21 protein-coding genes are annotated in these 18,026 nt (G+C 73.8%); 17 read left to right on the top strand and 4 right to left on the bottom strand.

All coding sequences use genetic code 11. From position 1 onward, the window contains the following. The 4 genes from SLP03_RS29970 to SLP03_RS29955 form a co-directional block, all read left to right on the top strand. A partial coding sequence (locus tag SLP03_RS29970; protein WP_319464009.1) for an ABC transporter ATP-binding protein occupies positions 1 to 1,753 on the top strand: 1,753 nt, incomplete at its 5' end. A gap of 109 nt (positions 1,754 to 1,862) precedes the next feature. Beyond that, positions 1,863 to 4,157, top strand: coding sequence for an accessory Sec system translocase SecA2 (secA2, locus tag SLP03_RS29965; protein ID WP_319464008.1), 2,295 nt, complete (start codon positions 1,863 to 1,865; stop codon positions 4,155 to 4,157). A gap of 188 nt (positions 4,158 to 4,345) precedes the next feature. Next, positions 4,346 to 5,086, top strand: a complete 741-nt coding sequence (locus SLP03_RS29960; protein ID WP_319464007.1) for a GAF and ANTAR domain-containing protein — start codon at positions 4,346 to 4,348, stop codon at positions 5,084 to 5,086. A gap of 77 nt (positions 5,087 to 5,163) precedes the next feature. Then, positions 5,164 to 5,664 (top strand): DUF2231 domain-containing protein, encoded by a 501-nt coding sequence (locus SLP03_RS29955; protein WP_319464006.1) that lies wholly within the window; start codon positions 5,164 to 5,166, stop codon positions 5,662 to 5,664. Here the strand turns inward: SLP03_RS29955 and SLP03_RS29950 are convergent. Both SLP03_RS29950 and SLP03_RS29945 read right to left on the bottom strand, forming a co-directional pair. Then, the gene (locus SLP03_RS29950; protein WP_319464005.1) at positions 5,645 to 5,902 is read right to left on the bottom strand and encodes a hypothetical protein; all 258 of its coding nucleotides are present in this window, start codon (positions 5,900 to 5,902) and stop codon (positions 5,645 to 5,647) included. The genes SLP03_RS29955 and SLP03_RS29950 overlap by 20 nt on opposite strands. Next, positions 5,899 to 6,777: a dihydrodipicolinate synthase family protein gene (locus tag SLP03_RS29945; RefSeq protein ID WP_319464004.1), complete on the bottom strand. Its 879-nt coding sequence runs from the start codon at positions 6,775 to 6,777 to the stop codon at positions 5,899 to 5,901. Before SLP03_RS29945 ends, SLP03_RS29950 begins: the two co-directional genes overlap by 4 nt. 70 nt (positions 6,778 to 6,847) lie before the next feature. Between SLP03_RS29945 and SLP03_RS29940 the strand changes: the two genes are divergently transcribed. After that, positions 6,848 to 7,753 (top strand): LysR family transcriptional regulator, encoded by a 906-nt coding sequence (locus SLP03_RS29940; protein WP_319464003.1) that lies wholly within the window; start codon positions 6,848 to 6,850, stop codon positions 7,751 to 7,753. Between the two features lie 74 nt (positions 7,754 to 7,827). After that, on the top strand, positions 7,828 to 8,586 hold the full coding sequence (locus tag SLP03_RS29935; protein WP_319464002.1) for a class I SAM-dependent methyltransferase: 759 nt from the start codon (positions 7,828 to 7,830) through the stop codon (positions 8,584 to 8,586). A gap of 43 nt (positions 8,587 to 8,629) precedes the next feature. On the opposite strand, the gene SLP03_RS29930 is transcribed toward SLP03_RS29935, so the two are convergent. Both SLP03_RS29930 and SLP03_RS29925 read right to left on the bottom strand, forming a co-directional pair. Beyond that, the gene (locus SLP03_RS29930; RefSeq protein WP_413644765.1) at positions 8,630 to 9,550 is read right to left on the bottom strand and encodes a DUF3500 domain-containing protein; all 921 of its coding nucleotides are present in this window, start codon (positions 9,548 to 9,550) and stop codon (positions 8,630 to 8,632) included. Positions 9,551 to 9,618: 68 nt separating this feature from the next. Continuing rightward, on the bottom strand, positions 9,619 to 9,867 hold the full coding sequence (locus tag SLP03_RS29925; protein ID WP_319464000.1) for a hypothetical protein: 249 nt from the start codon (positions 9,865 to 9,867) through the stop codon (positions 9,619 to 9,621). Between the two features lie 70 nt (positions 9,868 to 9,937). Between SLP03_RS29925 and SLP03_RS29920 the strand changes: the two genes are divergently transcribed. From SLP03_RS29920 to SLP03_RS29870, 11 genes are all read left to right on the top strand, one after another. Beyond that, a complete protein-coding gene (locus SLP03_RS29920) occupies positions 9,938 to 10,315 on the top strand; it encodes a signal peptidase I (RefSeq protein ID WP_319463999.1) in 378 nt (125 codons plus the stop codon). A 119-nt stretch (positions 10,316 to 10,434) separates the two neighbouring features. After that, on the top strand, positions 10,435 to 10,887 hold the full coding sequence (locus SLP03_RS29915) for a cysteine dioxygenase family protein (RefSeq protein ID WP_319463998.1): 453 nt from the start codon (positions 10,435 to 10,437) through the stop codon (positions 10,885 to 10,887). Between the two features lie 62 nt (positions 10,888 to 10,949). Continuing rightward, positions 10,950 to 11,441 (top strand): rhodanese-like domain-containing protein, encoded by a 492-nt coding sequence (locus SLP03_RS29910; protein WP_319463997.1) that lies wholly within the window; start codon positions 10,950 to 10,952, stop codon positions 11,439 to 11,441. A 52-nt stretch (positions 11,442 to 11,493) separates the two neighbouring features. Continuing rightward, on the top strand, positions 11,494 to 12,120 hold the full coding sequence (locus tag SLP03_RS29905; protein ID WP_319463996.1) for a winged helix-turn-helix domain-containing protein: 627 nt from the start codon (positions 11,494 to 11,496) through the stop codon (positions 12,118 to 12,120). A gap of 338 nt (positions 12,121 to 12,458) precedes the next feature. Beyond that, positions 12,459 to 13,067: a winged helix-turn-helix domain-containing protein gene (locus SLP03_RS29900; RefSeq protein WP_319463995.1), complete on the top strand. Its 609-nt coding sequence runs from the start codon at positions 12,459 to 12,461 to the stop codon at positions 13,065 to 13,067. A 50-nt stretch (positions 13,068 to 13,117) separates the two neighbouring features. Next, on the top strand, positions 13,118 to 13,756 hold the full coding sequence (locus SLP03_RS29895; protein ID WP_319463994.1) for a uridine kinase: 639 nt from the start codon (positions 13,118 to 13,120) through the stop codon (positions 13,754 to 13,756). Positions 13,757 to 13,956: 200 nt separating this feature from the next. After that, positions 13,957 to 14,355 (top strand): TraR/DksA family transcriptional regulator, encoded by a 399-nt coding sequence (locus SLP03_RS29890; RefSeq protein ID WP_089014814.1) that lies wholly within the window; start codon positions 13,957 to 13,959, stop codon positions 14,353 to 14,355. A gap of 48 nt (positions 14,356 to 14,403) precedes the next feature. Continuing rightward, on the top strand, positions 14,404 to 15,276 hold the full coding sequence (locus SLP03_RS29885) for a DUF72 domain-containing protein (protein WP_319463993.1): 873 nt from the start codon (positions 14,404 to 14,406) through the stop codon (positions 15,274 to 15,276). A 291-nt stretch (positions 15,277 to 15,567) separates the two neighbouring features. After that, positions 15,568 to 15,996: a DUF2267 domain-containing protein gene (locus tag SLP03_RS29880; RefSeq protein WP_319463992.1), complete on the top strand. Its 429-nt coding sequence runs from the start codon at positions 15,568 to 15,570 to the stop codon at positions 15,994 to 15,996. Between the two features lie 327 nt (positions 15,997 to 16,323). Then, positions 16,324 to 16,614 carry a hypothetical protein gene (locus SLP03_RS29875; RefSeq protein WP_319463991.1) on the top strand — a complete coding sequence of 97 codons (291 nt, stop codon included), beginning with the start codon at positions 16,324 to 16,326 and terminating at the stop codon, positions 16,612 to 16,614. Between the two features lie 9 nt (positions 16,615 to 16,623). Continuing rightward, on the top strand, positions 16,624 to 17,895 hold the full coding sequence (locus SLP03_RS29870) for a cupin domain-containing protein (protein ID WP_319463990.1): 1,272 nt from the start codon (positions 16,624 to 16,626) through the stop codon (positions 17,893 to 17,895). Positions 17,896 to 18,026 lie beyond the last annotated feature (131 nt).

The following is an 18,026-nucleotide window of genomic DNA, read 5'->3' as shown; positions in this document are numbered from 1 at the left end:
CGCCCTTCGGCCGGAACCCGCCCGCCCGCCCGGGCTCGCCGCCCTGCTGCCGTACCTGCGCGCCCACCGCGGCACCCTCGCCGTGGTGGGCGCGCTGTCGTTGGCCGGCGTAGGGGCCTCCCTCGGGCAGCCCCTGCTCATCCGGGCGGTGCTGGACCGGATCACCGCCGCCCGGCCGGTCGTCGGGCTCGTCGCCGCGCTGGTGGCCCTGGTGGTGGCCGGCGCCGCGGTCGGCGGCCTCCGCGACTACCTGCTGCAGCGCACCGCGGAGGGGCTCGTGCTGGGCACCCGCCGCCGGCTCGCCGGGCACCTGCTGCGGCTGCCGATCGCCGAGTACGACCGCCGCCGCACCGGTGACCTGCTCTCCCGGGTCGGCTCGGACACCACCCTGCTGCGGGCGGTGGTCACCTCCGGGCTCTTCGAGACCGTCACCGGGGCCGTGATGGTGCTGGGCGCAGGGACGGCGATGCTGCTGCTCGACCCGCCGCTGTTCGGGGTGACGCTGGCCGCCGTCGGGGTCGGCATCGGGTTCGCCCTCACCGTCGCCCGCCGGGTACGCGGACTGGCCCGCCGGGCCCAGGAACGCGTCGGCGAGATGACCTCCGCCGTCGAGCGGGCCATCTCGGCCGCCCGCACCATCCGAGCCAGCCGGGCGGAGGCGCGGGAGGCGGACACCGTCGCCGGCAGCGCCGCCGAGGCGTACGCGGCGGGACTGCGGGTGGCCCGGGTGCAGGCGTTGGTCGGCCCGGTCAGCACGGTCACCATCCAGGGCGCCTTCCTGCTCGTCCTGGCCGTCGGCGGGGCCCGGGTGGCCGCCGGGGCGATCAGCGTCGGCGACCTTGTCGCCTTCGTGATGTTCCTGTTCTTCCTGGTGCTGCCGCTTGGGCAGGCGGTGCACGCGTACACCCAGCTGCAGAGCGGGCTGGGCGCCCTCGCCCGGATCGAGGAGATCCTCGCCGTACCGGTGGAGGGGGCCGAGGACCGACGGGGCCGGCCGGTGGCGGCCCCGGCGGCCGGCGGGCCGGCGGCGATCGAGTTCGACCGGGTCGGGTTCGGCTATCCGGGCGGGCCGCCCGTGCTGCAGGGGGTGAGCTTCACCGTGCCGGCCGGCACCCGGACGGCTCTGGTCGGCCCCTCCGGCGCCGGCAAGTCGACCCTGCTCGCGCTGGTCGAACGCTTCTACGAGGTCACCGGGGGCGCGCTGCGCCTGGACGGGGTGGACGTGCGCGACCTGCCCCGCGACGCGCTGCGGGCCCGGCTCGGGTACGTCGAGCAGGAGGCCCCGGTGCTGGCCGGCACGCTCCGGGAGAACCTGCTGATCACGGCCCCGGATGCCCCGGACGACCGACTCCGGGCCGTTCTCGACGAGGTCAACCTGGGGCACCTGGCCGAGCGCGCGCCCGAGGGGTTGGGCGTGCAGGTCGGCGAGGGCGGCGTGCTGCTCTCCGGTGGTGAGCGGCAGCGCCTGGCCATCGCCCGGACGCTGCTGGCGGGGCCGCCGGTGCTCCTGCTCGACGAGCCGACCAGCAACCTCGACGCCCGCAACGAGGCGGCGCTGCGCCGGGCCATCGACGCGGTGGCGGTCCGGCGCACCCTGTTGATAGTGGCGCACCGCCTCTCCACCGTCGTGGACGCCGACCAGATCGTGGTCCTCGACGGCGGCCGGGTGGTCGCTGTCGGCACCCACGACGAGCTGACCGGGACCAGCCCGCTCTACCGCGAACTGGCCGCCCAACAGCTCCTGGTGAGTTGACCCCGACAAAGGGCCTGATCCGGGCGGATGTCGCCGAATCCGGACACCCCGACGATCCCGGAGCGGCCGGGCCGCACAATCGGCTTCGGTTCGCGTACCGTTGCCGCTCATGGGTGTGTCGCAACGGTTCAAGAGCAGGTTCCGGCGGTTCCTCCAGCGGCCGGGAACGACGGTCGAGCTGGCCCCGCTGGAGAAGCTGCTGCCGGCCATCGAGGCGCGCGAGGAGGAGCTGCAGGGGCTCGACGACGCCGAGCTGACCGAGGCCGCCGGCACCGCCTCCGGGTACGAGGAGATCTGCGCGATCGGCCGGGAGGCCGCCCGCCGCGGGCTCGACCAGCGGCCGTACGACGTGCAGCTGCTCGGCGCGATGGCGCTGCTCTCCGGCAAGGTCGCCGAGATGGCCACCGGTGAGGGCAAGACGCTCACCGCCACCATCGCCGCGTACGGGCACGTGCGGATGGGCAATGGCCCCGTGCACGTGCTCACCGTCAACGACTACCTGGCCCGCCGCGACGCCGAGTGGATGGAGCCGGTCTACACCCTGCTCGGGCTCACCGTCGGCTGGGTCAACGAGGCGTCCACCCCGCAGGAGCGGCGCGCCGCGTACGCCTGCGACGTCACCTACGTCGCGGTCAGCGAGGCCGGCTTCGACTACCTGCGCGACCAGCTCGTCACCGACATCGACGACCGGGTCCAGCAGCCGCTGCGGACCGCCATCGTCGACGAGGCCGACTCCATCCTGATCGACGAGGCCCGGGTGCCGATGGTCCTCGCCGGCGCGGTCCCCGGCGAGCAGGACCCGGTGCACGCCGCCGCCGCGCTGGTGCGCGGGCTGCGCAAGGGCAAGCACTACGCCGTCGCCGAGGACGGCCGGAGCGTCGCCTTCACCGCGGCCGGGCTGGCCACGATCGAGGCCAAGCTCGGCGGCATCGACCTGTACGACGAGGAGCACGTCGGGCAGCTCTCCGCGGTGAACGTGGCGCTGCACGCCCACGCCCTGCTGCACAGCGACGTGGACTACATCGTCCGGGACGGCTCGGTCGAGCTGATCGACGAGATGCGTGGCCGGGTGGCCCAGCGCCGCCGTTGGCCGGACGGGCTGCAGGCGGCGGTCGAGGCGAAGGAGGGCCTGGACGCCACCGCCGAGGGTGAGGTGCTCGGCACGATCGCCGTCCAGGCGTACATCGCGCTCTACCCGAAGGTCTGCGGGATGACCGCGACCGCGGTGCTCGTCGGCGACCAGCTGCGGGAGTTCTTCGGCCTCGAGGTGGCGGTGATCCCGCCGAACACGCCGTGCGTCCGCGAGGACGAGCCGGACCGGATCTACGCCACCCGGGCCGAGAAGGAGGAGGCGCTGATCGACGAGATCAGGCGCTGCCACGAGCAGGGCCGGCCGGTGCTGGTCGGGACCCTGGACGTGAAGGAGTCCGAGGGGCTGGCCGCGGGGCTGCACGCCGCCGGGGTGCCCTGCGTGGTGCTGAACGCCAAGAACGACGACGAGGAGGCGACGATCATCGCCGAGGCCGGCGCGTACGGCGCGGTCACCGTCTCCACCCAGATGGCCGGTCGGGGTGTCGACATCCGGCTCGGCGGCAGCGACCAGACCGACCAGGAGCGGGTGGCCGAGCTGGGCGGCCTGTACGTGATCGGCAGTGGCCGGCACGACAGCCGCCGGGTCGACGACCAGCTGCGCGGACGGGCCGGCCGGCAGGGCGACCCGGGCGGGTCGGTCTTCTGCGTCAGCCTGGAGGACGACCTGGTGGTCCGGCACGCCGGCGACGCCATCCCGGCGTCGCCGCGGATGAACGCCGACGGCCTGGTCACCGACCCGCAGGTGGACTACGCGGTGGAGCACGCCCAGCGGGTCGCCGAGGGCGTCAATCACGAGATCCACCGCAACACCTGGCGCTACAGCGTGGTGATCGAGCAGCAGCGCAAGGCTCTCGCCGAGCGGCGCGAGCGGCTGCTCACCAGCGACATCGCCGCGCTGATGCTGCTGGAGCGGGTGCCGGAGAAGGCCGGCGAGATGGACGAGGACGTGTTCGCCGACGCGGCCCGGTCGATCGCCCTCTACCACCTGGACCGGCTCTGGGCCGACCACCTGGCCGAGCTCTCCGAGGTCCGGGAGGGCGTGCACCTGCGCGCGCTGGGCCGGCTCGACCCGCTGGACGAGTTCCACCGCAGCGCCGTGCCGGCGTTCAACGCGTTGGTCCCCGAGATCGAGACGCGGACCATCGCCACCTTCGAGGAGACCGAGTTCGACGAGGGCTGGGAGTCGGACGCCTCCAAGCTGCTCCGGCCGAGCGCCACCTGGACGTACCTGGTGCACGACAACCCGTTCGGCTCGGAGCTGGACCGGTTGATCGCCTCCGTCGGGCGGCGGCTCATCTCCGGTTCCCGCTGAGCGTCACAAGGGGTCCCTTCCGGCGCGCGGGTCGCGCGGAAGGGACCCCTTTGCACGGTTTCGATCCTGGTTTGCGAGGGTAGTAGCCCGGGGCTTCGAATCAGGGAGAGACAAGGGATGACACAGGCAATGGCGCCGGACGGGGACACCGCGTGGTCGGACGCTCCGGTGGCGGGGACCGTGAGCCGGTGAACCTGGACACGCGGGGGTCGACCATCGACACGCTGGGCGTGCTGGAGACCGCGGCCCTGCTGAGGGAGCTGACCGCCGGCCTGATCGCGGTCACGGACTTCGACGAGGCGCTGGACCAGTTGGTCCGGATCACCCGGGACGCGGTACCGGGGGTGGCCTGCTGCGGGTTCACCGCGCTGCGGGCCGGCGAGCCGGCGGGGGTGGCGGCGTCGGATCCCCGGCTGGCGGAGCTGGACGACCTGCGGCACGGTCCGGACTCGCCGGCGATGAGCGCCATCCGGCGTCGCGAGATGGTCATCGCCGAGGACGTGGACCAGGAGTCGCGCTGGCCGGCCTGGACCGGCCGGGCCCGTGGGCTGGGCGTACGCGGGGTGATCTCCGCGCCGGTCGACGTGGACGAGCAGGTGATCGGCGCGATCAACCTGTACGCCGGGTCGGCGGAGGGGCTGACCACCCGGCACCAGCTCACCGCGATGCTCCTCGCCGAGCACGCCGGGCTGCTCCTGGCCGCGGTCCGGGACCGGGCCCGGCAGGCGGCGAAGGCCGGTCAGCTGGACTCCACCCTGCTGGAGGAGGGGGTCGTCGGGCAGGCCATCGGGGTGATCATGACCCAGCGCGGCTGCCCGGCCCCGGAGGCGCTGGACGTGCTCCGCAGCGCCGCCGCCTCGTTGGACATACCGCTGCGCGAGGTGGCCGAGCGGTTGGTGATCACCGTCTCCCGTCCCCGGGAGAGCTGAACGGCGTTCGTTTCGCCCCATTGGCGGTCGGGTAGCACTCTGGACTGGCGAGCTGCACCGATCCTGGGGAGGAACCGATGGAGAGCCGACTGCGGGTGCAGGGGCACCCCATCCAACCGATGCTGGTGACGTTTCCGTTCGGGCTCTTCGTCAGTGCCGCGGTGTTCGACCTGGCGGACGTCGCCGGCGGCCCCGCCTTCCTCGGCGAGGTGGGCTACTGGAGCGCGGTCGCCGCGCTGGTCGCGGCCGCCCTCGCCGCCGTCGCCGGGATGGTCGACCTGTGGGACGTCCGGGCCGGCCGGACCCGCCGTACGGCGGTGACCTTCAACCTGGTCAACGCCGCGATGGCGGGGCTGTTCCTGCTCGCCTGCCTGATCCGGGCCCACTCGCCGCAGCGCGGCGCCACCGGCGTGCTGCTCGCCACCGAGCTGGTCGCCCTGGCCGTGGGCGCGGTCGGGGTCTGGCTCGGCGCCCGGCTGATGCGCCAGTTCGACCGGGGCCGCGTCGAGCCGAGCGGCTTCGGCGCGCTCGGCGACCTCCCCGGGTCCACCGTGGAGATCATCCGCCCGCCGGCCTGACCGCCCGCCCGTGACGGCGCTCCAGTAACCCGCTGAGCAGTTCGCTCACGTTGCGGTCGTCGCTGCGCGTCAGGTGCCACAGCAGCCGCCCGACCGAGTTGGTGCCGGGTTCGGGCAGTTCGTCGATCAATTCCGGGGCCAGCCCGTCAAGCACGGTCAGCAGTTCTCGCTCTGTGCGGTGAATCAGGTCGCGCACCATCGGCCGCCAGTCCCCCGCGCCGTCGCCGTCCACCGTCACCTCGGCACGCTCACCAGGTCGTCGAGGCGCTGAAGCGCCGCCCGCGTGGCTTCGGCGCCGGCGGGCAGCAGCGGCAGCCGCACCGCAGGGGTCGGGATGCGGCCCTGCGCGTGAAGAACCGATTTGATCACCGCCGGGTTGGGCTCGGCGAACAACGCTGCCGACAGGGCGGCGAGTTTGTGACCGAGTGCTCGCGCACGAGCGGGGTCGTCGTCATGCCAGAGTTCGATCAGCTGGACGAAATCGGCGGTGGCGACGTGCGCAGAGGCCAGGATGCCGCCGTGCGCGCCGAGCGCGAGCAGGGGGGAGATGAACTGATCCTCCCCGCCGAGGACCGCGAAGCCAGGCCGGATGTCGGCGAGGAAGTCGATGGTGTCGGTGTCGATCCCGCCGACAGCGTGCTTGATCCCCACGATGCCTGTCAGGTCGGCGAGACGCCGTAGGTCGTCGGCGGAGAGCTGCTGGCCGGTGCGGTACGGGACGTGGTAAGCGACCAGCGGCACCGGCCTGGCCTGCGTTAGGTGCGTGAAGTGGGCGAGGACGCCTGCGCCTCCAGGGCGGAGGAAGGGAGGCACCAGGCAGAGAGCTGCTGTGACGTCGGGGCGTTTGTCCAGTGCGCGCAGGGCCTCGATGCTGTTGGCGCCGACCAGCAGCCGGGCTCTGCGCTCACGGCTCACCGAGGTGAGGACGTCGAGTACCTCCCGTTGCTCCGTCTCGCTGAGTGTGGTGGGCTCCCCGGTCGTGCCGAGCGCGACCAGCCCTGCAGCTCCGGCATCCATGGCCTGGTGGGCGAGGCTGGCCAGCGCGTCGAGGGCGACGGAGCCGGAAGCGTCGAACGGCGTGATCATCGGGACGTACAGGCCGGTGAAGGTCATGTCTCCACCCTCCCCCAACTAATGGTGAAGGACCAGTTCCGATTTCTCAACACATACGTAAGCTCAGCTGATGCTTGACGTACGACGTCTGCGCCTGCTTCGGGACTTGGCCCGCCTTGGCACCATCGCCGCAGTCGCCGAAGCCCATGCCTACACCCCGTCCGCCGTCTCACAACAGTTGGCCACGCTCCAGCGGGAGGCAGGGGTCCGGTTGCTGGTACGAGCCGGTCGGAGGGTGAGCCTCACCTCCACCGCGGTCGCCCTCGTCATGCACACCGAGGCAGTTCTTGCTGCGCTGGAGGCCGCGGACGCGACACTGGCGGCCGCCCGCACCGGCTTGCACGGGTCGGTACGTATCGGTGCCTATCCCACCGCCGTGCGTACCCTGCTACCGGCGGCCCTGGTCGCACTGGCGCGCGACCACCCCGCACTCGACCTCATGGTCACCGAGTTGGACCCGATCGCGATGCCCGCCGCGCTGCGCGATCGACGGCTCGACGTCGCACTCCTGCACGACTACGACATCGCGCCGGTCACCCCCGACCCGGCGCTCGAATCGGCCCCCCTGCTGGAGGAGACCGTGTTCCTCGCCGTGCCGGCCGACTGGGAAGTCGGCACGGCCGGCGACCCCATTCAGGACGCCCGCGACGCGGACTGGATCGTGGGCAGCCCTGGAACGCTGTGCCATGCCGTCGCCGTGCAGGCCTGCCAGACGGCAGGCTTCCGTCCGTCGGTGCGCCACCAGGCCGACGACTTCACGGCCGTGCTCGCCCTGGTGGCCGCCGGCCAGGGAGCTGCCCTCGTGCCACAGCTCGCCGTCACGCAGCCGCTTCCGCGGGTTCGGTTCCACCCGTTGGCCATTCGCCGCCGCACGTACACCACCTACCGAAAGGGCGCGGGCCTCCATCCTGTCGTAGTCGCCTGCGTCGCGGCGCTCTGCGCCTCCACCAGCACCTTCCTCGCTGAGGCCACGTGACTGGCGCTGCCGGAGCTGATCAGAATGTCCAAACTGTGTTGCTGTGGCGTGGTGGGCAGGGGCAGGCTCGCCGGGTGGGCGCGGACCGTGCATTCGAGGACCTGGTCGCCGAGGGGGCCGGCGTGCCGGTCGACGGCTGGGACTTCTCCTGGCTGGCCGGGCGGGCCACCGAGGAACGCCCGCCGTGGGGCTACGCCCGGCTGGTCGGCGCCCGGATGGCCACCACCGCCGCCGCGCTGGACATCGACACCGGCGGGGGAGAGGTGCTCGCCGAGACGCCCACGCCGCCAGGGCTGCTGGTCGCCACCGAGGCCTGGCCGCCGAACGTCGAGGTCGCCCGCCGTACGCTGCGCCGGGTCGGCGCCACCGTGGTCTGGCTGGCCGGGATGTCCCCGCTGCCGTTCCGGGACGACTCGTTCGACCTCGTCACGAGCCGGCATCCGGTGGACACCCGGTGGGACGAGATCGCCCGGGTGCTCCGCCCCGGCGGGAGCTACCTGTCCCAGCAGATCGGGGCGGGCACGGTCCGCGAGTTGAGCGAGGCGATCCTCGGCCCGCTGCCGCCGCCCGCCACCCGCCACCCCGCGCAGGCGGTCGCCGCCGCCCGGGCCGCCGGACTGGAGGTCGTCGACCTGCGTACGGCCACCCTGCGGACGGTCTTTTACGACATCGCCGCCGTGGTGTACTTCCTGCGCAAGGTGATCTGGACCGTGCCGGGTTTCACCGTCGATCGCTACCGCCACGAGCTGCGCCGCCTGCACGACCGCATCCGCGCCGAGGGCCGCTTCGTCGCCCACGCCCAACGCTTCCTCATCGAGGCCCGCCACCCCTGACCGCCCGCACCGCCTCCCGCATGGCAGGCGTGGGGTGGGTGGGTCAGTGGGCGGTGGCGTGGTGGGCGGCGAGGACGTCGGCGCCGAAGTCGCTGGCCGGGCGGCGCAGGACGGTGTGCGCGTGGTTGCCGTCGTCGGTCGTGTTGTCGTACTCGATCAGTAGGTCGTCGGCCTGGACGCGGTAGTAGTGCCGCTGTCCCGGCCCAGTCGGGCCCGCCCAGGCGAAGTGCAGCTCCCCGCCGTCGAGTCGGTCGGCCTCCCGGCCGGCCAGCTCAGGCGGGAGCCGGTCGAGGTAGAGGGCGACGAGCCGGTCGAGCAGCGCCCGGCCGGTCGGCGTGAGCCGGTTCCGGGGCACCCCGAGCGGGTCGAGCCGGCCACGCGCGGTCGGCCGGGTGGCGCTGATGATGTCGGTGGGCGCCTCGTCCGCCACGATCGCCGCGGCCCGGCCCGCCGGCCCGAGCGCGTCCAGCAGCTCCCGGGCCAGGTCCTCCTCGGCGCCCAGCGGCCGGGAGACCGGCCGGCCGGCGTGCCGGACCGTAGCCGGGTTGGCGCCGAAGAAGAGCGGGGCGGGGGAGACCTGGTCGTCGACCACGGTCATGGTCACCGAGAGGTGGTGCCCCTCGATCCGCCAGCCCCACCGGTCGTCGGCGGGGTCGCCGAAGAGGGCCACCCAGTAGTCGCCGCTGTGCCGGCCGCGCAGCCAGCCCTCCGCCCGGTCGAGCACCTCCTCCAAGGCGATGATCGCCATCGCCTGCGCGTACGCCGGCGGGCTCAGCGCGGTGGCGAGGAGCCGGTGCGCCGCCTTGCGGGCCGACACGTCGAGGTCGGCGAGGGGCACGCCGGGTCGGGGTCGGGGCCGGTACTCCAGCCATCGCCGGGCCGCCTCGTCGTCGAAGGCGTGGCCGGCGCGCCTCCGGCCCGACTCGTCGAGCGCCGCCATCAGGTCGCTGACCGCCGTGCGCATCTGCTCGGGTACGGGATCCTCCACCGACCCTGTATACCGCCCCGGCGGTCGGCGCGTCGGCCAGTGGGTCAGCTCCGGCCGAGCGCCGCCAGCATCTCGGGCAGGTCGAAGAAGTGGGCCGTCTCCACCGCCGAGGGGTTGCCGTGGTCCGGGTCGGCGCCGGCGTCGAGCAGCAGCGTGTCGCCCTTGTCGTTGGTCATGTTGACCGGCAGGCCGGCGTCGACGTACTCGGCCAGCTCCTCGGTCGCCCCGCCGCGCGTCAGGTCGAACATCCGGTGCGCGAAGGCGAGCGTCTCCGCGTCGAGATCGTCGGTCATCTGTCCAGGTTAGTGGGACCCCGACCGGCCCCGCCTGGTAGCTTGCCAGCCCGGCGCGCGGGAGGGACGGATGGACGATTCGGTGTACGTCGGCAACGCGGGCGTTGACGGGGCCACCGACGCCGGCTGGCTGCTCGGCCACTTCAAGCCGCCGGGGGACGTCCGGCACAGCGCCGAGGTCGAGGTGAAGTGGGGCGTGCACCCGGCGGGGGAGGCCCGGTCCCGATGGGCGACCGGCGAGCGCCGCACCGCGCTGCTGGTGCTGATCAGCGGTCGGTTCCGGGTGGAGCTGCCGGACCGCACGGTGGTGCTCGGCACGCCCGGCGACTACGTGGTGTGGGGCCGGGGCGTCGACCATTCCTGGTACGCGGAGCGGGAGTCGGTGGTGCTGACGGTGCGCTGGCCGTCGGTGCCCGGCTATCGGGTGGACCCGCCGCTGCTGCGCTGACCGGCCCACGCGGCGGCCGCCGCCATCCCAGCATTCGGTATTGCCTACTAACCCTATAGGGTTTGCCTTCTATGGTGGAGGGGCACGCGCCGCTCCGCACCCGTGAGGACGACCCGCCCATGACCAGCGCACCCCCCGCCGACCTGCTCGCCGTCGCCGCCCGATACGCGGATCCCGCCGGTTGGCCGGTCCCGCTGCGCTTCGACCGGGCGCAGCGGTGGTACGCACGGCTCGCGGCCGGGCCCGACCACGAGGTCTGGGCGCTGAGCTGGCTGCCCGGGCAGGGCACCGACCTGCACGACCACGGCGGCTCCTCGGGCGCCTTCCTGGTCGTCGCCGGCACCCTCACCGAGGAGACGGTCAGCGGCGGCCGGCTGCGCCCGCACCGGCTGGCCGCGGGCGCCGGCCGGCGCTTCGGCGCCCGACACGTGCACGTCGTGACCAACCGCGGCGACCAGCCAGCGGTCAGCGTGCACGTCTACCGGCCCACGCTGCGCCGGATGACCCGCTACCGGCTCGTCGGCGGGCAGCTCCTGATCGCGGACGTGGCCGAGGCCGGGGTGGCGTGGTGAGCCCGTCCGGCGCGCGACCGCATCCACCCGCAGACCCGACATCCGCCTGGAAGGACGCGACGATGCCGCACACCCAGACCCGTACCGACAGCTGTCCGGTCCCACCACCCGGCTCCCGCGGCATCGATGAGATCCTCGCCGCCGCCCGCGCCCGGCTGCGCCGGCTCGACCCCGAGCAGGCCCACCTCGCGTACCGGTCGGGGGCGTTGCTGGTCGACATCCGGCCGGCCGGCCAGCGGGCCGGGCACGGCACCGTCCCCGGCGCCCTCGCCGTGGAACGCAACGTGCTCGAGTGGCGGTTCGACCCGCGCTGTCCGGCCCGGCTGCCCCAGGCCGTCGACTACGACGTGCCGGTGGTGATCCTCTGTCAGGAGGGCTACACCTCCTCGCTGGCCGCCGCCGCCCTCCAGGAACTCGGCCTGCACCGGGCCACCGACGTGGTCGGCGGGTTCGCCGCCTGGCGCATCGCCGGGCTGCCCACTCTCGGCCCCACCCCGCCGCACCGCCCCTCGTCCGCCGCGCCCCCGGTCACCGCCGGCCGGGCGCCCCGCTGACCGCCGCGCCGTATCCGGCGTGGCGAGCGCGACCGCCAGCTCAGGAGGCCCCATGTCCGTCGTCGCCATCTCCCCGCGTCCGCACCGGCCCGGCCGTCCCGACCGGACCACGCCGCCCCGGCCCCGCACCGCCCCGACCCTGACCATCACCGTCGAGATCGGCGCCGGTGCGCTGACGCCCGGCCTGGCCCGCCTGGTCGACCTGCTCGGCGAGCTGGCCGAGACGGGGGAGGGGGTGCTCCGCCACCCGGTCCCGGGCCCCGCCCGCGCAGGCTGGCCGCGGGCCGCCGATCCCGTCGACGCGCCCGCCGGGCGACCCGCGCCGGCCCATCCCGAGGTGGTCGCCGTCGCCGCGCCGGCCGCGGAGACCGATCCGGACACCGTTCGGATCCTGGCCGGCCCCCGGATCGTCCGCCACGGCCCGCGGGGGATCCCGCTGACCCGGATCGAGTACGACCTGCTGCTCTTCCTCGCCGAGCACCCGCGCCGGGTCTTCACCCGCCGGCAACTGCTCGCCAACGTCTGGGGCTACGAGCACGCGGTGGCGCGCACCGTGGACGTCCACGTACGGCGGCTGCGTGCCAAGCTCGGCGCCGACACCCCGCTGGTGACCACCGTGTACGGCGTGGGCTACCGGCTCGCCGACGAGGCGCGGGTGCTGGTGGACCGGGAGCACTGAGCCGACGGGGACGCGCCACCCGTCGCGCCGGGTGCCCGGGGCCGGAGCCACGGTCCCGGGCACCCGGCGTCCGCGCGTCGTCCCGGCCGTGACCAGCGGCCCCGCGGTGCCACCGGCCAATGTGAACCGCCCGGGGACCCCCCGTAACCGATCATGCCGGCGGCTCTGCTGTAATCATCTGGCCTCGCACGGAGAGCGAGCGGGTGGCTGCGATGTGTTCGTCAATTGTCACATTCATGCAACGTGGCCGCCCCTTGACCCTCGCACAGGCGCCGGGAAGCATCGATGAAGCGGCGTCCCGGGCCGTGGGGAGATACCCGGACCAGCCAAGGAGGACCATGTCGGTCAGCCCCGCCTCGTCGCGCGCCGGATGGCATACGTCCCAACCCGCGGTTCCCGGTCGCCCCCCTGGCGGCCAGCGTCGCCCGGCGAACACGGCCGCACCCGTGCTCACCGTGACCCTGTCCATCCCGCTCGCCTGCGAGGAGTCCCTGACCGCACCCGCCCGCCGGCTGCTGGAGGCCGCCCGGGAGATGCTGGAACGCGGCGACGCGGTCATCTCCAGCGGCACCGGCCCGGTGGAACGCCGCCCCGACCCGGTGCCGGCCGGCCGGTCCCCGTCCCGTCCCCTCGCGCCGACCATCCCGACCCTGCACATCCTGGCCGCCTCCCGCTCGGTGCTGCGCGACGACGAGTCGCTGCCGCTGACCCGACTGGAGTTCGACCTGCTGCTGCACCTGGTCGCCCACCCGCGCCGCGTCTTCACCCGGCTGCAGCTGCTCAACGCGGTCTGGGGTTACGAGCACGCGGGCGTCCGCACGGTGGACGTGCACGTCCGCCGGCTGCGCGGCAAGGTCGGCGTGGAGGTCCCCCTGGTCACCACCGTCTACGGCGTCGGGTACCGGCTCGCCGACGACGCCCGGGTCACCATCGACCGCACCGGCTGAGCCGGCCCGGTCCGTCGCCGGCCATCTGGCCGGCCGGGCACCATGGTCGGATGCGCGTCCGTCCGATCACGCCCGAACGACTCGTCGCCGAGCTGACCGACCGGCTCGCCGGCACCCCCGCGCCGGGCCGGCTCCGGGTGGCCGTCGACGGTCCACCGGCCGCCGGCGCCGACGCGCTGGCCGCGGCGCTGGTCGACCCGCTGCGCGCCGCCGGGCGCCCGGCGCTGCACGTGCTCGCCGCCGACTTCCTCCGCCCCGCCTCGGTACGGCTGGAACACGGCCGGACCAATCCCGACGCCTACTACGAGAGCTGGGTCGATGAGACCGGGCTGCGCCGGGAGGTGCTCGACCCGGCCGGCGCGGACGGGTCGGGCCGGCTGCTCCCGTCGCTCTGGGACGCCGGCACCGACCGGGCCAGCCGGGCGGGGTACGTCGAGCTGCCGCCCGGTGGCGTGGTGCTGGTCAGCGGGGCGCTGCTGCTCGGCGGCGGGCTGCCCTTCGACGTCACCGTGCACCTGGCGCTGTCCCCGGCCGCGCTGGCCCGGCGTACCGACCCGGCGCTGCGCTGGACGCTGCCGGCCTTCACCCGGTACGCCGACGAGGTCGCTCCGGCCTCCTTCGCCGACGTGGTGGTCCGGGTCGACGACCCCCGCCACCCGGCCATGGTCGAGCCCGGGGAACCCGGCTGAGCGGATGGAGCGGGCCGGCCCCCGCGAACCGGACGACGGGGACGTCGGCGGGCGGAAAAGTCGTCGGTTTGATCCTTTCCAGGTGCGGGTAATCGCCCGGCTCACAGAGCACGGGTGATGTCACCCGGGCCACCGACGGACACGTCCGGGGCGTGACACCGCCCCGGATCGATGTGAGGCCCCACGAAAGGCAGGCAGCGATGCTCGTCCACGACACGGTAGCCACGGGCCGGTCCCAGGCGGAGATCGACCAGATCCGGCAGTCCCTGCGGTCGCGCTACGACGAGCTGACCGCCGAGTACGACCAGGCCGTGCTGCAGAGCCAGGTGCTGCGCCTGGTCGAGGTCGGCGACACCGCCGGCGACGACCAGGCCGACAGCGGCACCAAGACCGCCGAGCGGGACACCGCGCAGTCCCTGCTGCGCACCATCCTCGACCGCCGCGCGCAGTTCGAGCACGCGCTGACCCGGCTCGACGAGGGCACCTACGGGTTCTGCGAGGGGTGCTCCGCGCCGATTCCGGTGGAGCGGCTGGAGATCTTCCCGTCGGCGACCTCCTGTGTGGCCTGCAAGCAGACCCGGGAGCGGCGGGCGGCCTGAGCGCCCGCCCGAGTTGCCGGTCGGTCCGACGGGCGGTGGACTCCACCCATGGGCGAGATCAAGGTGGGCACCGCCTCGTGGACCGACCGGACGCTGCTCGACTCCGGCTGGTACCCGCAGACCGCGGACACGCCGGAGAAGCGGCTGGCGTACTACGCTCGACAGTTCCCGCTGGTCGAGGTGGACGCCACCTACTACTCGCCGCCCGCGGAGCGGACGGCGCAGCTGTGGGCGGCCCGCACCCCGTCCGGTTTCACCTTCAACGTCAAGGCGTTCAGCCTGCTGACCGGGCATCCGACCCGGGTCGGCGCGCTCTACAAGGACCTGCGCCCGGAGACGGACAAGAAGAACGTCTACCCGGACGACCTGCCGCCGCAGGCGTACGAGGAGGTCTGGACCCGCTTCCTGTCCGCCCTGGACCCGCTGGTCGGGGCGGACCGGCTCGGCGCGCTGCTGTTCCAGTTCCCGCCCTGGTTCACCATCAAGCGGGACAACAAGCAGTACCTGCTCGAGGTGACGAAGCGGTGCGCCCCGCTGCGCCCCGCCTTCGAGTTCCGGCACGCGTCCTGGTTCGACGGCGCCAACCGGGACGAGACGCTGGGCTTCCTGCGCAAGCATCACCTGGCGTACGTCTGCGTCGACATGCCGCAGGGGCACCGGTCGTCCGTGCCGCCGGTGCTGGCGGCGACCTCGGACCTGGCGGTGGTCCGCTTCCACGGGCACAGCGACAAGTGGACGAGCCGGGACATCCACGAGAAGTTCGGCTACGAGTACTCCGAGCGGGAGCTGCGGGACTGGGCGCCGAAGCTGCGCGAGCTGGCCGACGACACCGAGCAGACGCATGTGCTGATGAACAACTGCTATCGGGACTATGCACAGCGCAACGGCCAGCAGTTGCAGGCACTCCTCGCCGTGGACTGATTCACCCCGTGCGGGTGAGGTCCGCTCACCCGGCCTTCCCGCAGCATGGGCGGTGTGTGCGGTCCGTCGACCGACGCGACCGCGAGGCCGACAGGAGGTGGGCCATGACGGTGCGGGTGGTAGCGGATGCGCGCCGCGGCGGGGTGCTGCACGTGGTCGGGAGATCCGACCCGCCCCGGCGTGGCGAGCGGCCCGGTCGGTTCAGCCCGACCCGGCTCTGGCGGGGGCCCACCGGGCCGCCGCGCCGCACCGACGACCGACGCTGGGAAACCGACGCACGGGGGTGGGCAGATGGCTGAGCAGCTGATTTCCGCGGTCGAGTCCTCATTGGACAAGACGAACCTGATCCTCAAGGACATCGAGCAGGCGTACGGCTGGCCGAAGGCGCAGCGCAACCAGTCGTACGCGGCGTTGCGCACGGTGCTGCACCTGCTGCGCGACCGGCTGCCGGTGCAGCAGAGCGTGGAGTTCGCCCAGCAGTTGCCGGTGCTGGTCCGCGGCATCTACTTCGAGGGGTGGCAGCCGGAGAACGTGCCGATCAAGCTGAACCGGGACGACTTCCTCTACGAGGTCCGCCAGGGCTTCCCGTACGACGTGGAGGGCGGCACGGAGCGGGTGGTGCAGGTGGTCCTGGACACCCTGCGCCAGCACGTCACCCAGGGCGAGTGGCAGGACGTCAAGTCGCAGATGCCGAAGGACCTGAGCCGGATGATTCCCTGACCGCCGCCGTCCCGGCCCGCTCCACCCCGGTGGGGCGGGCCGTCGATGTCCGGCTCACCGGCAGGCCGGCCCGGCGGGCCAGCGAGGCGACGGCCACCGCGTCGACGATCGCCGCGCCGCCGGGGTGGTTGTTGAACTAGACGTCGACCTTCAATCTCAACGGCGTGACCTGCCGCAACGGGTGAGCCCGGGTGGGCCCCGGCGAACCGTCCGTGTCGCCGGGCGCCGACGTCTACCGTGTGGTTAGAGAAGATCGCACGTGGGGTACCACCCGCTCCACGACGAAACCCCGACGGACGACGGGGCGGCACACCCGAGGGAGCACCCATGGCACTCAACGATGACGACATGCAGACCAGCAGCGGCGGCGGCCTCGAAGGCCCGGCCGACGGCGGTGCGACCACGGGTCACCAGGACGGTGGTGCCGACGGTGGCGCGGACCGTGGCGCGGAGCGTGGCGCCGACCAAGGGGCCGACCGTGGCGCTGAGGGTCCGGCCGACGGTGGGGCGACCCCGGGTCAGCAGGACGGTGGCGCGGACGGTGGCGCCGAGGGTCCGGCCGACGGTGGCGCGACCCCTGGCCAGCGGGACGGCGGCGCCGACGGCAGCGCCGGCTGACGGATCGTCGTGACGCACATCGACCCGCCGGGCGGCCATGGCCGTCCGGCGGTTCCGTCTTCCGCCAACGCCGCCCTCGCCCGCTGCATCTCGGTGGAACCGGCGAAGTTCGCCGCCGCCCACTGGGGCAGCGCGCCGCTGCTCTCCCGGGCCGCCGAGCTGCCGAACCCGCGCGGCTTCACCGACCTGCTCAGCCCCGCCGACGCCGACGAGCTGCTCAGCCGGCGCGGTCTGCGTACCCCGTTCCTGCGGGTGGCCAAGGACGGCCAGCTGGTACCGGCGGCGCGCTACACCGGCGGTGGCGGCGCGGGCGCCGAGATCGGCGACCAGGTCCTCGACGAGAAGGTCCTGGAGCTGTATGCCGCCGGCGCGACCCTGGTCCTCCAGGGCCTGCACCGGATCTGGCCGGCGCTGGTCGACTTCGCCCTGGACCTCGGCACGGCGCTGCGGCAGCCGTTGCAGGTGAACGCCTACCTGACTCCGGCCGGCAGCCAGGGCTTCGCCACCCACTACGACACCCACGACGTGTTCGTGCTCCAGGTCGACGGCCACAAGCACTGGCGGATCCACCCGCCGGTGCTGCCCGATCCGCTGGAGAAGCAGCCCTGGGGCGGACGGGCCGACGAGGTCTCCGCCACCGCCGAGGGGACGGCCGCGCTGGACGTGGTGCTCGAACCGGGCGACGCGCTCTACCTGCCCCGCGGCTGGCTGCACAGCGCCCAGGCGCAGGAGTCCGGCTCACTGCACCTGACCGTCGGCATCCGGGCGCTGACCCGGTACGCCATGGTCGAGGAGCTGCTCGCGCTCGCCGCCGAGGACGCCCGCCTGCGTGCCGGGCTGCCCTTCGGCACCGACGTCGCCGACCCGGACGCGATCGAGCCGGAGCTGACCGAGACGGTCGAGGCGCTGCGTGACTGGCTGCTGCGGGCCGACCCCGCCGCGATCGCCGCCCGGCTGCGCAACCGGGTCTGGCTGGCCGCCCGACCCGCGCCGATCCGCCCGCTCGCCCAGGCCGCCGCCCTGGCCGCCCTGGACGCCGACAGTCGGGTGACGCCCCGCGCCGGCCTGCACTGGCAGCTCACCCCGACCGGCGACGGGAAGGTGGCGCTGCGCCTGTTCGACCGCACCATCACCCTGCCCGGCACCTGCGAGCCGGCCCTGCGCGCCGTCCTCACCGGCGAGGTCACCCGCGTCGGCGACCTCCCCGCCCTCGACGACGACGCCGACCGCGTGGTCCTCGCCCGCCGCCTCCTCAAGGAATCCGTCCTCACCCCCGCCTGACAGGGAGGATGTAGGGGTGGGGTCACCCGGTCTGGTCTGACTCACCGCCTGACCGACGATGTTGTCCTGCTGAGGATCCGTCGACCGGTTCCGGGTGGCCCCGTTCCTGCACGTCACTGGCAGGGGCGTCG

This window comes from Micromonospora sp. RTP1Z1, from assembly GCF_033804685.1.
In the GTDB taxonomy this organism is placed as follows: domain Bacteria; phylum Actinomycetota; class Actinomycetes; order Mycobacteriales; family Micromonosporaceae; genus Micromonospora.
The sequence above is the reverse complement of the archived record's forward strand: the minus strand, read 5'-3'. Positions and strand labels throughout refer to the sequence as shown.